This is a genomic window from Kribbella turkmenica, from assembly GCF_004348725.1.
Classification (GTDB): Bacteria; Actinomycetota; Actinomycetes; order Propionibacteriales; family Kribbellaceae; genus Kribbella; species Kribbella turkmenica.
This window is the reverse complement of record NZ_SMKR01000020.1, coordinates 1-15,163: the sequence shown is the minus strand read 5'-3', so window position 1 is coordinate 15,163 and position 15,163 is coordinate 1. Positions and strand designations below refer to the sequence as shown.

Annotated in this window: 12 protein-coding genes; 7 read left to right on the top strand and 5 right to left on the bottom strand. The window is 68.8% G+C overall.

Annotated features, from left to right (window positions below):
• The first annotated feature begins 11 nt into the window (after positions 1-11).
• Genes E1218_RS06825 through E1218_RS06810 form a run of 4 tightly spaced genes read left to right on the top strand, consistent with a single transcriptional unit; the run spans position 12 to position 3,425 of the window.
• On the top strand, positions 12-734 hold the full coding sequence (locus tag E1218_RS06825) for an SDR family NAD(P)-dependent oxidoreductase (protein WP_202865814.1): 723 nt from the start codon (positions 12-14) through the stop codon (positions 732-734).
• On the top strand, positions 731-1,486 hold the full coding sequence (locus E1218_RS06820) for a FadR/GntR family transcriptional regulator (RefSeq protein WP_132317402.1): 756 nt from the start codon (positions 731-733) through the stop codon (positions 1,484-1,486). Before E1218_RS06825 ends, E1218_RS06820 begins: the two co-directional genes overlap by 4 nt.
• Positions 1,483-2,628 carry a galactonate dehydratase gene (gene dgoD / locus E1218_RS06815; protein WP_132317400.1) on the top strand — a complete coding sequence of 382 codons (1,146 nt, stop codon included), beginning with the start codon at positions 1,483-1,485 and terminating at the stop codon, positions 2,626-2,628. The genes E1218_RS06820 and dgoD overlap by 4 nt, the downstream gene beginning before the upstream one ends.
• Positions 2,622-3,425: a hypothetical protein gene (locus E1218_RS06810; protein ID WP_132317398.1), complete on the top strand. Its 804-nt coding sequence runs from the start codon at positions 2,622-2,624 to the stop codon at positions 3,423-3,425. Before dgoD ends, E1218_RS06810 begins: the two co-directional genes overlap by 7 nt.
• 5 nt (positions 3,426-3,430) lie before the next feature.
• On the opposite strand, the gene E1218_RS06805 is transcribed toward E1218_RS06810, so the two are convergent.
• Positions 3,431-5,254 (bottom strand): sialidase family protein, encoded by a 1,824-nt coding sequence (locus E1218_RS06805; RefSeq protein WP_132317396.1) that lies wholly within the window; start codon positions 5,252-5,254, stop codon positions 3,431-3,433.
• A 147-nt stretch (positions 5,255-5,401) separates the two neighbouring features.
• On the opposite strand from E1218_RS06805, the gene E1218_RS06800 reads away from it, so the two are divergent.
• The 3 genes from E1218_RS06800 to E1218_RS06790 all read left to right on the top strand — a co-directional run bounded on the left by E1218_RS06800 (position 5,402) and on the right by E1218_RS06790 (position 7,267).
• The gene (locus E1218_RS06800; RefSeq protein ID WP_132317394.1) at positions 5,402-6,022 is read left to right on the top strand and encodes a bifunctional 4-hydroxy-2-oxoglutarate aldolase/2-dehydro-3-deoxy-phosphogluconate aldolase; all 621 of its coding nucleotides are present in this window, start codon (positions 5,402-5,404) and stop codon (positions 6,020-6,022) included.
• Between the two features lie 26 nt (positions 6,023-6,048).
• The gene (locus tag E1218_RS06795) at positions 6,049-6,981 is read left to right on the top strand and encodes a sugar kinase (protein WP_132317392.1); all 933 of its coding nucleotides are present in this window, start codon (positions 6,049-6,051) and stop codon (positions 6,979-6,981) included.
• A 76-nt stretch (positions 6,982-7,057) separates the two neighbouring features.
• Positions 7,058-7,267: a hypothetical protein gene (locus tag E1218_RS06790; protein ID WP_132317390.1), complete on the top strand. Its 210-nt coding sequence runs from the start codon at positions 7,058-7,060 to the stop codon at positions 7,265-7,267.
• 88 nt (positions 7,268-7,355) lie between these two features.
• Here E1218_RS06790 and E1218_RS06785 read toward each other — a convergent pair whose 3' ends face one another.
• The 4 genes from E1218_RS06785 to E1218_RS06770 form a co-directional block, all read right to left on the bottom strand.
• Positions 7,356-8,822, bottom strand: coding sequence for an ATP-binding protein (locus E1218_RS06785; RefSeq protein ID WP_132317388.1), 1,467 nt, complete (start codon positions 8,820-8,822; stop codon positions 7,356-7,358).
• Positions 8,822-10,483, bottom strand: a complete 1,662-nt coding sequence (locus tag E1218_RS06780) for an FAD-dependent oxidoreductase (RefSeq protein ID WP_132317386.1) — start codon at positions 10,481-10,483, stop codon at positions 8,822-8,824. Before E1218_RS06780 ends, E1218_RS06785 begins: the two co-directional genes overlap by 1 nt.
• Positions 10,484-10,577: 94 nt before the next feature.
• Positions 10,578-12,338, bottom strand: a complete 1,761-nt coding sequence (locus E1218_RS06775) for a chitinase (RefSeq protein ID WP_132317384.1) — start codon at positions 12,336-12,338, stop codon at positions 10,578-10,580.
• Between the two features lie 240 nt (positions 12,339-12,578).
• Positions 12,579-14,780 (bottom strand): N,N-dimethylformamidase beta subunit family domain-containing protein, encoded by a 2,202-nt coding sequence (locus E1218_RS06770; RefSeq protein ID WP_132317382.1) that lies wholly within the window; start codon positions 14,778-14,780, stop codon positions 12,579-12,581.
• Positions 14,781-15,163 lie beyond the last annotated feature (383 nt).

The window sequence follows — 15,163 nt, the reverse complement described above, 5'->3', positions numbered from 1 at the left end:
GGAGGCGCGGCGTGCGGTTGTCGGGGCGGGTGATCGTGGTGACCGGGGCCGCGTCCGGAATCGGTGCGGCCTGCGTCGAGCGGCTGCTGGCCGACGGCGCTTCGGTGGTGCAGGTCGACGTCCAGCCGTGCAAGGAGGTGCCAGGCCGGGCGATCGCCGTACTGGGCGACGTCTCGGCGCCGGACACCTGGGCGGAGGTGCGGTCGCGCGGCCGCGACGAGCTCGGGCCGATCGACGGTCTCGTCAGCAACGCGGTCGCGGTCGACGTGAAACCTGCGCACGAGTTGCCGCCGCCGTCCTGGCAGCGACAGCTCGACGTGAACCTGACCGCCGCGTTCCTCGGCTTCCGCACCCTGTACGACGACCTCGCGGCCGGCTCCGGCTCCGTCGTCCTGGTGTCGTCGGTGCACGCCCTGGTCGGTCTGCCCGGACACCCCGCGTACGCGGCGACGAAGGGCGCCCTGGTCGCGCTCGGACGCCAGCTCGCGGTCGAGTACGGCGGCTCGATCCGGGTGAACACGGTGCTGCCGGGACCGATCGACACCGCGATGTGGGACCGTGTCGATGCCGAGGGCCGGGAACAGAGCGCGCGAGCGACCGCGGTCGGGCGGCTCGGCCGGCCCGGCGAGGTGGCGCAGGCGGTGGCTTTCCTCTTGTCGGAGGAGGCGTCGTACGTCACCGCCGCCAGTCTCGTGGTCGACGGTGGTTGGTCCGCGGTGAAGGACTCGGCATGAGGGAGAAGGGTGTGGCGGGGATTCAGCGCGGCGTGACGCGGGGCTTGCACGGTCAGATCGTGGAGGTGATGGCGCAGCGCATCCTGTCCGGGCAGATCCCGGAGGGCGCGACCATCAACGTGCCCGATCTGCAGGCCGATCTCGGCGTCAGTCTCACCGCGGTCCGCGAGGCACTGAAGGTGCTGACCGCCAAGGGACTCGTCGACGCGCGGCAGAAGCGCGGCACGTTCGTCCGGCCTCGCTCGGACTGGAACCTGCTGGACGCGGACATGATCCGCTGGCACTTCGACGACGACGTCCGGCCCGAGCTCCTCGAGGAACTGCACGAGGTCCGCGGCATCGTCGAGCCGGCCGCTGCCCGGCTGGCCGCTCAGCGGGCGCAGTCTGTGCACCTGGAGGCCTTGGACGCGGCGCTCGAGCAGATGGCCTCGGCGACGGACGACCTCGCCGCGGTCGACGCCGACCTGCGCTTCCACCGCGCGCTGCTGGCGGCCACCGGGAACGAGCTGCTGACGAAGATGGAAGTGATCATGGAAACCGGGCTGGCCGATCGCGACCGCCTGGTGCACAAGGTGAAGCCGTCCGACGATCCGGTGCCGAGTCACCGGCGGGTGGTCGATGCCGTCCGCGCCGGTGACCCGGCGGCGGCCGAGCTGGCGATGCGGGAACTGCTGGCGAAGGCGGCCGAGGACCTGACCGAGGTGCGCGGATCGTCCGTCTCGGCCAAGGGCCGCGGGAAGCGCCGCCCGTGAAGATCGAGAGGGTCGAGACGTTCCTGGTTCCACCGCGCTGGTTGTTCTGCCGGATCGAGACGAGTGACGGTGTCGTCGGCTGGGGTGAACCCGTGGTCGAGGGACGCGCGGAGGTCGTCCGGACCGCGATCGAGACGCTGTCGGAGTACCTGATCGGCCAGGACCCGCTGCAGATCGAGCGGCACTGGCAGGTGCTGTCGAAGGGCGGCTTCTACCGCGGCGGACCGGTGCTCAGCAGCGCGGTCGCCGGGCTCGACCACGCGCTGTGGGACATCGCCGGCAAGGTGTACGGCGCTCCGGTCGCGGCACTGCTCGGCGGACGGGTCCGCGATCGCGTCCGCGTCTACGCCTGGGTCGGCGGTGACGAGCCGGCCGAGATCGCCGACCAGGTCGCGGAGCAGGTCGCCGCCGGGATGACCGCGGTCAAGATGAACGGCAGCGGGCGGATCCAGCCCTCGCCGTCGGTCGCCGAGATCAACGACATCGTCGCGCGGTTGACCGCTGCCCGGTCGGCGTTGGGCGACACGCGCGACGTCGCCATCGACCTGCACGGCCGGGTCGGTGTCGCGGGGGCGCGGCGGATCCTGCGCGCCGTCGAGGATCTGCAGCCGTTCTTCGTGGAAGAGCCGGTGCTTCCTGAGCACATGGGCCACCTGCCGGAGGTGGTCGGCGCCTCGACCGTGCCGCTGGCGCTGGGTGAACGGCTTTACCACCGGGCCGACTTCGTCGCGCCGCTCACTGCCGGCGTCGCGGTCGTGCAGCCGGACGTGTCGCACGCAGGCGGGATCTCGGAGCTTCGGCGGATCGCTGTCCTGGCCGACACGCATGGTGCGATGACGGCGCCGCATTGCCCGCTCGGTCCGATCTCGCTGGCTGCCAGCCTGCAGGTTGCCTTCGCTACGCCGAACTTCCTGATCCAGGAGCAGAGCCGAGGCATCCACTACAACCTGGCGGGCGACCTGACGTCGTACGTGACAGACCCGACGCCGTACACCTGGGTCAACGGTCACGCCGAGTGGAATCCGCTGCCAGGGTTGGGGATCACGGTCGACGAGGCCGCCGTCCGCGCGGCCGACAAGACCGGCCATGCCTGGCGGAACCCCATGTGGACGCACGAAGACGGCTCGTTCGCCGAATGGTGAGCCCACCCGACGCCGCCGGCGTGACCGTCGACGCCTTGGACGGCGGCCGCTGGACTTCGCTTCGGCTCGCCGGCCGGGAGTGGCTCTGGCAGGGCCCGGGCATCCTCGCCGGACCCCGAACCGGCCACTGCGCCTTCACCGACGCCGGCGGCCTGGACGAATGCTTTCCCACCGTCCGCGGTACCCCGGACCACGGCGGCCTCTGGAACCAGCCCTGGGACGAATCTGTTTCCTATGCCGACACGACTCTGAGCCGGACCTTCATGTTCGGCGCCGACTCGGTGACCGTCGACTATCACCTGCTGGCACCCCCGGGCTACCACTTCATCTGGGCGGCCCACGCCCTCCTGGACTGCGAGGTGGGAGCCACTGTCTCTGCACCATCTGGCGTTAGCTGCCGGGTGTACCCCGAGGCGGCCGGCTACCTGCCGGCACCGTGGCCGACCGGTGCTCCCTGGATCACCGACTCCTGGCCGACCTCTCTCGGCCTCGACACCTATGGATCCTCCGACGGGACCGCGGTCGGCGCCGTCCTGGTGGACTGCCCGACCGCGTCCGTGGTCGATCGCGGGGCCGAGCTGAGCTTCGAGCTGAGTTGCCCAGGGCAACCGGTCTCGACCGCGGTGTGGCGCAACCAGGCCGGCTTCCCGGACGGAGCGCCGTACCGGAGTCTCGGCGTCGAGCCGATGCTCGGCCGCGTCTTCGACCTCGCGGAGGCAGGCCCAGGCGACGCCGCCGTCGTACCAGCGAGCGGTGAACTGGCCTGGCGGCTGACCGTCACCGCCAGACCGGTCTGATGGCGCTACCCGAGGGGCAGATCGAGTACGGCGTTCGGCACCGCGGCGCTGTTCGTCGTCCGGATGCTGTTGAGCTCGGTCCCCGTCAGGGCTCGGTTGTAGATGCGGACCTCGTCCAGCGAGCCGTCGAAGTGGTGCGCACCGTCGAGTCGCTGGCCGACGTACATCTTGAAGGGCCGCGCCGGACTGACCGATCCGCCCGGCGCGGCCACACTGGCGGACCGAACTCCGTCGACCCAGATCGAGAGGGTTCCGGCTTTCCGCTGGAGAGCTACGTGATGCCAGGCCTTGTCGTTGTACGCCTTGATCGTGGCAACGGACGCGGTGCCGGCGTTCGTGGTGATCAGACCGCGGATCCGGCTGCTCGCCGGTTCGGCCCGCAGCCAGAACTGCGGGGACTCGTTGATGCCGTACCCCCAGAAGATCGCCTGGCTCGCCGTACTCGCGCCGTACTTGATCCACGCCATCGCGGTGAAGTCTCCGGCACCGAGCGCCAGCGACTCGGCGAACGGCGGCTGGATCGCGTCGTCGACGCCGTCCAGGTCGCGCGCCTGCCCGAACTTCCCGGCGATCGGAATCGTCCCGCCGCGCAAGTAGCTGTCGTTGCCGAGTCCGGAGACATCGGGGGTCGTGGTCCCGAGCGGCGCGTCCGGGTGGCCGATGTCGGTCTCGGTGAACCGGGCGAACCTGATCTGGTCCCGCGCGTCGACCGTGCCACCCTCGTACAGCAACCCGATCTCGCCGGTGTCCAGGATCGCCATGTCGGAGTAGCCGGACCAGTCACTGGTGATCCGGGTGCCTTCGGCAACGGACTGCCAGGTCTTGCCCTCGTCGAAGCTGGACCGGATCGTCATGTACCGGCGCCGCTCCGGATCCGCGGGTGCGGCGAACAGGATGCGGTTGTACTTGTCGCCTCTGTCGACCGCCCGCAACCGCTGCAGCGAGCTCTGCACCACCGGCGTGGTCAGCCCCGGAATCGTCGCGTACGGCGCCGCGTACGTCTGACCACCGTCGTTGCTGACCGCGAACATCCGGCTGGCTCCGGGGCCACCCGCGTTGTTGCGGGCAACGGCATAGATGCCGCCGTCGACCTTCTCGACGACACTGATCTCCTGCGGTACGGCGCCGTCCGTCCGCACATCCGTCGCACCCTTGTGCCACGTCTCACCGTGGTCGTCACTGTAGACGAGCTGTCCGGCCTGGCCACCGGCGCCGTTGTCGTAGTTCGTACCGGCGACCAGCCGGCCCGCGTGGGCGCCCCGCGTCAACTGGATGCCGTGCACCGGCCCGGTCGCGTACCAGCCCCAGGCCGGGTCGTCGATCTGGTCCCCGATGTTCCTCGCCTTGCTCCACGTCCGGCCGTCATCGTCACTGACCTGCACGTACGGCGTCCGCGGCCTGGTCGTCGTGCCCGGATCCATCGTGCTGAGCAGCACGATCCGCCCGGTCTCGTAGTCGACGATCGGCGCCGGGTTACCCCTGGTGGCGATCGCATTCGGGTCGGAGTCCGTCCCCGACAACACCGTCTGGGCCGCCGACCAGGTCCGCCCGTCGTCCTCGGACCGCCGCATCACCAGATCGATCTCCTGCGAGTCCCCACACCAAGTCCGCCGAGCCTCGGCGAACGCCAACAACGTGCCGGCCTTCGTCCGCACGATTGCCGGAATCCGATGGCACCCGTATCCGGCGTCTCCCTTGTTGAACAACACGGTCTGGGTGACTGCGGCCGGCTCGGCCTCGGGGCGTGTCTCGGTCGGTGGCCGGGCCGCCGCCGGGGCGGCGGGCACCAGGAGGGCGAGGGCGACCAGGAGCGGAAGACGTGTGGGCATGAGCGGATGCCTCCAAAGGAACAGAAAGTAAACAACAGGGCGGGCTGTTCGTTCCGTAACTTATCCACTCTGCGGCTGTCCGAAACCGATGACATGGGACGTCCTATGTCTGGATCGATCCACTAGCGTGGGCCCGAGGAGGAACTCATGGATCTGCTGGCCGAACTTCGACACCGCAAGGTGCTCGCCATCATCCGCGCCGACGGTGCCGACCGCGCCCTGGACTGCGTCCACACCCTGGTCGACGCGGGCATCACCGCCCTCGAGGTCTCGCTCACCACACCGGGCGGCGTCGAGGCGATCGCCAAGGCACGGTCCGAGTACGGCGCGTCGATCCTGATCGGCGCCGGCACCGTGATCACCCCCGCCCAGGCCGACGAGGTCGCGGCAGCCGGCGCGGGGTTCGTGGTCACGCCGGCGATCACCCGGGGAGCGCACCGCAGCGTCGAACTCGGGCTGCCCGTCCTCTGCGGCGCACTCACCCCGACCGAGGTCGTGGCCGCTTTGGACCTGGGCGCCACCGCGGTGAAGATCTTCCCCGCCAAGGTCTACGGACCCGCCTACTTCCGCGAACTCCGCGCTCCTCTGCCGGGTGCGCCACTCATCGCGGTCGGCGGCGTCGACGCCGACACCGCGCCGGAGTACCTGGCTGCCGGAGCCTTGGCCGTCGGCGTCGGTTCACCACTGCTCGGCGACGCCGGCACCGGCGGATCTCAGGCCGGCCTCGCCGCACGCGCGCAGTCCTTCCGCACCGCCCTCGGCGTCTGACCCCCAGACCTTCTCGGAGCCTGCACATGACGGACCTGTTGACGATCGGCGAGACGATGGTCTCGCTGCGGACCGCCCGGCCGATGCGGCTGGGCGGCGACGCTCACCTGTCGATCGCCGGATCGGAGAGCAACGTCGCCATCGGGCTCGCCCGGCTGGGGCACCAGGCGGCGTGGCTGGGTGCCGTCGGCAACGACGAGCCGGGCCGGTTGATCCAGCGGACGCTGCGAGCCGAGGGAGTCGACACCCGTTGGCTCCGGTTCTCGGACGAGTCGTTCACCGGTTTCATCGCGTTCGACCAGCCGTCGCACGACATCACCCGGGTCAGCTACCACCGGCGCGGGTCGGCCGGTTCCACGCTGACCAGTGCAGAGTGCGTTGACGCTCTGAACGCCGCGGCGCCCCGGCTACTGCACGTCACCGGGATCACACCGGCGCTCTCGGGCTCCGCCCGCGCCGCGACGCTTGACGTCGTACGGGCAGCCTCGGAGTCCGCCGTACGCGTGTCCCTGGACGTCAACTACCGCGGCCGGCTCTGGTCCCGCGCCGAGGCGACCGCGCTGCGTGAGCTGCTCCCGTTCGTACACACGGTTTTCGCGTCGGACGACGAACTCGACATCCTCACCGACGCCTCCGAACCGGTCCGTGGCCTGCTGGACAACGGCATCACCGAGGTCGTCGTCACCGCGGGCGGCAAGGGCGCCTGGTCGCACACCGCCGACGGCACCATCCACCGTCCCGCCCTCCCGGTCACTGTGGTCGACAGCATCGGCGCCGGTGACGCCTTTGTCTCCGGCTACCTCTCCGCCACCCTCGACCATCTCTCCCCCGACCAACGCCTCGACCGCGCCACCACGTCCGGCGCCTTCTGCGTCACCGCCACCGGCGACTGGGAGTCCCTTCCCACCCGCGCGGACCTGACCCTCCTCACCCGCACCCAAGGCACCGCCCTCCGCTGACCAGCCCGACACGACTGAGTTCACACGCGCCGGGCACCGGGGCGGAGCACAGCTCCCCACGAACGGAGGGACGGTCATGACCAGCCCGAGCGGTCCGTACGAAGGCTTGACCCCCACAACCCACGAGGACCCCGCCGAAATCACCGACAGCGAGGTCAACGAGGCGCTCGAACGCGGCGGCGAAGTCGACCTGACCGGTCAGGAAATCCGCCACGACGAAGGCGCCCAGCCCGACACCAACCGCAACGACAAGCCTCAACCCCCGACCAAGGAAAGCCAGGGGTAACCCGCAACCACGGCTTAGCACCCACCTCGGCAGCAGGACCAGCCGGGCTGGGTCCTAGTGATGTCGTTTTCGGCGGTGGACTCGATGGTCAGGCGAGGAGGTCGGGGTCGGACTCCAACTCCTGGTCCGGGTCCAGCGGCAGGACGATCCGGAAGCGGGTGTCACCGGGTCGGGACTCGACGCGGAGGTCGCCGTGATGCTTCTTGACGACGATGCGCCAGGAGATGTCGAGACCCAGACCGGTGCCTTCACCGATGGGCTTGGTGGTGAAGAACGGCTCGAAGATACGGCTGCGGATCTCCGGCGGGATGCCCGGACCGGTGTCGCCGATCTCGACGACCGCGTAGGCGCCGTCCTTCCTGGTCCGGATCGTCAGCGTGCCCGTCCCGCCCATCGCGCTGACCGCGTTGTCGATGATGTTCGTCCAGACCTGGTTCAGCTCGGCGGCGTACGCCGGGATGGGCGGCAGCTCCGGATCGAACTCCTTCACCACGTCGAGCCCCTGGAGTTTGCCCGACATCATCACCAGCGTGGACTTCAGCAGCTCCCGCAGGTCGACGACCTGGTACGGCGCCCGGTCGATCTGGGAGTACTGCTTCGCGGCCCCGACCAGTGTCGAGATCCGGGTGACGGAGTCGTCGATCTCGTTCATCAGCGACTCGGTGTCGATCGTGTACATCAGCCAGCGGACCGCACCCTCGAGGTACTTTGGCCCGACCGCGGCCAGCACCTCCTCCATCCACGGCACGTCCAGACCGGCCGCGGCCAGCACCGGGGCGACGTCCCAGCTCGCCTGGACGTCGTGGTCGTCGAGCCAGTCCGTCAACGCATCCTCGGCGTCGGACAGCTCCATCGGGGAGACGTCCTTGTCCTTGGTCTTGTCCAGCCGCTCGACCGCCGCCTCCTGCAGTTCGACGATCTGGTGCAGCTTGGTCGCGTCCAAGGTGCCGTCGGCAAGCATCGCCAGCTTGGAACGCATCCCGGCGACCCGTTGCCGCAGGGTCGCCGCGGCCCGGACCGCCGCCGCGGCCGGGTTGTTCAGCTCGTGGGTGAGCCCGGCCGACAGCGACCCGAGCGCGAGCAGCCGTTCGCGCTCCCCCACCGTCTCGTTGGTCCGCCGCATACCCATGACGAAGCCCTCGATCAGGTGCACGGCCATCGGGAACCAGCTGTTCATCATCTGCGCCATCGTGGCGGCGCTGATCACGTAGAACTCCGACGGCTCGGTGACCCGCATGGTCGCGGTGTACGACTTCCTGTCGTCGGCACCGAAGAAGGCGTTGAACGCACCGGCGTACACCCCGCGCTGGCGGGTCCGGTTGATCTCCACCTCCTCGCCGTGCGACAGCTTGCACAGGCGGAGCTCACCGGACAGCAGGATGTAGCAGCAGGTGGCCGGTTCCCCCTCGGTGAAGACGATCCCGTCCTGCACCGACTCGACGTACCCGGCTTCGGACAACCACTGCAACTGTTCGTCGGTCAGCGACTCGAACAGGAAGAGCGTGCGCAGCTCGTCGGGAGTCAGCCGTCGCGCCTGCTCGGTCTGGTCAGTCATCAGAGCATCTCCAGGTATCGGTGCACCAGTGTCACGGCCATCGCTCCGTCGCCGACCGCGGAGGCGACCCGCTTCACCGACTCGGCTCGTACGTCGCCCGCGGCGAACACGCCCGGCATGCTCGTCTCCAGGTGGTACGGCTCCCGCTCCAGTCCCCAGCCCGGCGGTTTGCCGCGCAGGTCCGGACCGGTGAGGACGAAACCGCGCTCGTCGCGCAGCAGGTCACCCGGCAGCCAGTCCGTCCGCGGCGCCGCTCCGATGAACACGAACATCCATTCCGTGTCCACCTCACGGCTCTCACCGGTCCCGTTGTTACGGAGGGTGGCCCGCTCGAGATGGTCCGTGCCCTTGCAGTCGACCACTTCGGTGCAGGTGTGGACCTCGATGTTGTCGATCGCCTCGATCTGGTCGATCAGGTACGTCGACATCGTCGTCGTCAGCGATGGCCCTCGGACGAGCATGTGCACGCGTTTCGCGTGGTTCGAGAAGTACACCGCGGCCTGGCCGGCGGAGTTCGCCCCGCCGATGATGTAGACCTCCTGGCCGGCACAGCTCGGGCCCTCGGTCGTCGCCGAGCCGTAGTAGATCCCGCGTCCGCACAGGTCGACCACACCAGGTGCTTCCAGCGTCCGGTACGACACCCCGGTCGCGAGGATCACCGAGTGCGACGAGATCTCGCTGCCGTCGGAGAACCGCAGCCGTCGGGCAGACCCGAGCGTCTCCAGACCGACGACCTGGCGAGCCGTCAGCAACTCGGCCCCGAACCGGACCGCCTGCCGCCGGGCCCGGTCGGTCAGCTGGGCCCCGGACACGCCGTCCGGGAAGCCGAGGTAGTTCTCGATCCGGCTCGACTGGCCGGCCTGTCCACCGGTCGCCAGCTGCTCGACCAGAACGGTCCGCAGGCCCTCGCTGGCGCCGTACACCGCAGCGCCCAGCCCGGCCGGGCCGCCGCCGACCACGACCAGGTCGTAGAAGTCCTTCGCCGGCGACGTGGTCAGCCCGACCTTGTCGGCGAACTCGGCCTCGCTCGGCGCGACCATTACGGTGCCGTCCGGGGTGATCACCACCGGCAGGCTCGAACCGTCGATCCCGGCCGCGTCGAGCAGCCGCTTGGCCTCGTCCTCGTCGACGCCGAGCCAGTTGTACGGTACCGCGTTGCGGGCGAGGAAGTCGCGGGCCGCGAACGACGGCGCCGACCAGCGGTGCCCGATCACCCGGGTCTCGTCGGTGGACGGCTCCGGGGTGGACTTCCACAGGTCGAGCATCGCGTCGACCACCGGATAGAGCTTCTCCTCCGGCGGGTTCCACGGTTTCAGCAGGTAGTGGTCGAGGTCGACCACGTTGATCGCCTGGATCGCCGCGTCGGTGTCGGCGTACGCCGTCAGCAGCACCCGCCGGGCCAGCGGGAACAGGTCCATCGCGGCCTCGAGGAACTCGATGCCGGACATCTGGGGCATCCGGTAGTCGGCCAGCAGCAGAGCCACCGGCTCACCGCGCAGCTTCAGCTCCCGGAGGGCGTCCAGCGCCTGCCCGGGGTTCTCGGCCCGGACGATGCGGTGGTCCTCGCCGTACCGGCGGCGGAGGTCACGGGCGATCGACCGGGAAACGCCGGGGTCGTCGTCCACGGTGAGAATCACCGGGCGGGTCGTTGACGCTGTCATGCCTCTTTCATACCAGCGCCGCACCAGAATCCGGGAAGGGTAATTCCCGCACACCTTCGCTGGGGTTCCCCAGCCCTCGGACCTGCGGGAAACCTCAGGGCAACGCGGCGAGGTACGGCGCGTGACTGTTCCTGAACTCCCAGCCGTAGTACCTGTCCCAGTTGATCGACCACGTCATCAGCCCGCGGAACGCCGGCGACGCGCCGCCGCGGAGGCTGTAGCCGCCGCAGTTCTGGCCCTTCACCAGGCACTCGAGCGCCTGGTGGACGGCCGCCGGGGCGGTGTAGCCGTTGCCCGCGCTGACCGCCGCCGGCAGCCCGAACGCGATCTGGTCTTCCCGTAGTCCAGGGAAGGTGTGGCCGGTGCTCGCGACCGGGAAGCCGGCCTTGACCATGTCGGTCATCGCGATGTGGAAGTCGGCGCCGCCCATGGTGTGGTACTGGTTGTCCAGCCCCATCACCGGACCCGAGTTGTAGTCCTGGACGTGCAGAACGGTCAGTGCGTCCCGCAGCGCGTGGATCACCGGCAGGTAGGATCCGGTCCGGTTGTCGCCACCGCCCGCGCCGCCGTAGAACTGGTAACCGACCTGCACGAAGAACGTCTCCGGTGCCATCGTCAGCACGAAGTCCGAGCCGTACTTCGCCTTGAGCGACTTCAGCGCGGAGATCAGGTTGACGATCACCGGCGTCGTCGGGTTGCGGAAGTCGGTGTCGCCCGGGTCGAGATACAGCGAGTGGCCCTCGAAGTCGATGTCCAGCCCGTCCAGGCCGTAGCGGTCGATGATCGCGCTGACCGAGTTGACGAACGCGTCCCGTGCCGCGGTCGTGGTGAGTTGCACCTGCCCGTTGGCGCCGCCGATCGAGATCAGCACCTTCTTCCCGGCCGCCTGCTTGGCGCGGATCGCGCTGATGAACTCTGCCTCGGTCTCCACGTTCGGGCACTCGGCCACCGGGCAGAGGGTGAAGCGGATGTCGCCGGACGTCGCCGAGGTCGGCTCCCCGAAGGCCAGGTTGATGATGTTCCACTCCACCGGTACGTCGGCCATCCGCACGTACCCGGACCCGTTGGCGAAGCTCGCGTGCAGGTAGCCGATCAACGCATGCTTCGGCAATCCCGTGCTCGTGCACCCACCCGTCGTACCTGTGGTCGCAGTCGACTTGGCCGACTCGCCCGAGCCGTTGTACGCCGCCACCGAGTAGGTGTGGCTCGTGCACGCCCCGAGCCCGCCGATGGTCGCCGACGTACCAGTGACGGTCTGTACGACGCTGGCCCCCTCGTACACGCGGTAGCCGGTCACTGTGCCGGTGGACGCGCCCCAACTCAGCGAGATGCTGCTGGTCGTCGTGCCAGTAATAGATGGTGTGCCGGGAGTGCCGGGACCGGAGGGGTTGCCGCCAGGACCGTCGAGGCTGATGTCGTCCGCCTGGTACGCCGGCTGGCCGTACCAACCGTGTACGTAGACCTGCACCGACGTCTGGCTCGCACCAGTCGTGAAAGACACGCTCAATTGCGTAAAGCTGGTCGCGGACGGCGTCCACGTCGAGGCGCCGCCCGTCACACCCAAGTAGACGTACGACCCGCGCACCCAGCCCGACAAGGTGTACGCCGTGTTCGGCTGCACGGACACGGTCTGACTGCACTTTGCGTGGTCCGAGCTCGTCACCGCACCGTTGAGGGCGTAGCCACCAGTGCGCACCGGACTGGTGACCACAGACCCACCGGAGCACGTCCATCCGCTCAGCGATCCAGTCTCGAAGCCCGGGTTGGACAGGACGTTCGCCGCCTGCGCGGTCTGCGTCCCGCCGACCAGGAGCAGGATCAGGCCGAGGACGACGGCAAGGCACCGTGAACGCATGGCAGACCTCCGGGGCGGTTGGGTCCATTTAGTAGAGATGCTCCATAACTCCCTGGTCAATGCGCCGCCCCTGTCGGCTTCCCGACGCTGTCCGATCGCCGCCTACGCTCGGGGCCAGGTCGACTGCTCGCCATGATCGCCGACGACTGGACCTCAGGGTCCGGTGCGGTCGAGCTCCCCGCGCAGTACCTGCTGGCCACAACCACCCGCTGACACCTGCTGTTCGGCAGGTGGCGCGGGTCAGGGTTGCGTGCTGGTCTGCAGGGGCTGCTTCGGTACGGCGACTCGCACCTGCGCTGCTGTGGTGTCGGCCGGCACGTTGATGGTGCCCTGCGAGACCCATTCGGCGATGTTGGCCACCATGGTGCCGACCGCCTGCTGCGACGCCGCGTCCGGCGCCGGGACGGTCCAGTTCGACGGACAGCGCCGAACCAGGAAGCAGCCATAGGCGAAGGTGGAGCCGTTGAATACACGTGCACCGGAGGGCGCCGTGAACGTGGTGGCGTGCATCGGCACGGCCCTACCGTTCGAACGACAGGTCCCGGTACCACTCGCGACCGTGGTGAGCCCTGGATGCTTGTACAGCCCGGGCCAGACGTAGTCGACCTCACCGGCGATGAACCCGGGCAGCCGTGTGCCCGCAGGAACGCCGTCGTAGATCCAGCCCGTCCCAGTGGTCAGGGTGCTGGCTGTCACCGGGCAGAAGTACTCCGCGCCCAGAAGCGGCTGTGACGCGTACGCGTCACCCAGATAGCGCCAGGTCGTGGAGGTGTAGCCGTCGGTGTACCGGTCGATGTCCCACGCGCGCCGGTCGTCGCCGGTGAACGTGATCAACCGGTACGCCGTATTCGCACCGAGGTTCGCCACATTCACACCACGCGCGATCGCCTGGCTCAGCGCAGCCCGCATCCGCAGCGAGTAGTACTCGTCATGCCCCGGCAGGAACACAGTGGCCGCCCGAGCCGGCAGTTGACCGCCGAACTCGTCCAGGTCGTTGTTCGTCCAATACGTGACATCCAGCCCCTTCGACTCGGCCCAGAACACGAGACCCTGCTCGAGTGTCAGGTACTGGCCGGATCCCTGTCCCTCGTTGTACGGACGATCGAAGGTCAGCCGGCCCGATCCGGTTTCCGGCCCGCTGTAGAAGCTCACACCGCCGTAGCGGTTGTACGCCTGCCAGGTCGTAGTCGCCTGCTGGATCAGGAGGTCGTGCTTCGTCCCCGTGTCGTCGCGAACCGTCAGTGGCGCGTACGACGCGGACTGCCCGTCGCTGACCTTGATCAGGTACGTGCCCGGTACCCAGTCCTTGTCGACCGGGATGCTCAACGTCTTGGTCCAGTGCGCGGCCGACGTCATTCGCAAGTCGTGCCCCTCGGCCGACGTACCTCCGGTGATCGGAGCGTCCTGAACCACAGTCGGTACGTCGTCCTGTCGCCAGACCTCACGCGCTCCGAGACCCGCGTAGTACCCCATCCGGTAGGCAACGACGCTGACCGGGTTGCCGGACGTGACCTTGAGATCCACCGTGTCACCGCAGGTGGCCGAGACCTTGGTCAGGTACGCGGCCAACTGACCGTTCATCGAGGCCGGAATGACCCAGTCACCGGTGCCGGCCTTCGCGTTCTCGGCGACCGTCGTCGGCCACGACGACGGGCAGCCGGGCGGAATCGCCGCGAAGCCGGTCGCGGCGACCGCAGGCATAGCCGCGGGCGGCGCGATCAGCGACAGACTTCCGGTGCCGGACGAGAGCACGGTGCCCGTCGAGGTGGTGGCGGACAGCGTCAGTGGCATGATGCCGCCGTACTTGGACAATCGAACGCCGTACAGCGGAATCGAGATCCGTGCGCCGGCGGCGAGATTGAGCACGGCCTTGGGTTTCCAGGTCGCGTAGCCGCCGGCGATGCTCAGCGTCCCGTTCACCGAGGTCACCGTGCCGGTCGATGCCGTGGGCAACTGCATGCGCACCGAGCCGAGGGTCCCGGCGCGGGTGACCGTGCTCCGGTAGCGCAGCTCCGTCGTCTGTCCCGGGATCGGATTGGAGGCCGTGACGGTCGTGGCAGCGGTGTAGGTCTTCAACGGCTGTAGTACCCCGTAGCCGGACGTCAGGGTCTGCCGGGCGGTGCCGATCGCCTTGAAACCCAGGGTCCACGGGCCGCCTGCGGGCAGGCGGAAGCCGTAGAACGGGATGACGAGCCGGGTACCGGCCGCAACCGTGATGACCCGCGTGGGCCGCCACCGCAGCACAGTCGACGACACCGAACTGACCGTACCGTTGACCGACGTGATCCGCCCGGTCGACCCGGCCGGGAACGCAACGGTGATCTCCCGGATCGTCCCTGCCTTCAGCACATTCGCGCGATACGTCAGCGTCGTCGTCCCGTTCGACGCCGCGGTGGCGGTAACCGTGACACTGGCACTCGCCGCATCCGCGGACCGCGTCACAAACAGCACAGCAGCAGCCGCGACAACAAGCACGACAGCAGAGGCAAGCAGCCTCCGGACCATGGTTCCCCCCAGGTCGTGATGATGAAATCCCCGGACGGAGACTACGAGAAGAACCCCCGTTCCCCGAAAAAAGTTGCCGATCAGTGACCAAACCGGACTAATCCGCTACCAACCGTAGCCATCCCGCTCCGTACAGTTCACGATGGAAGCCTCCGGCCCAGTCCATCTAGCGAGTTCTATGAGGCTTTGGCCGCCCCGCGTCACACAGCCACGCTCGCCATGATCGCCAGCCTTGGAGGGAGTCATTGGCAACGTGAAACCGGGCATGTTAAGGGCCGCAGGGGGTGAGGCAGGGCCAAGGGTGACCGCAGCGTGAACCG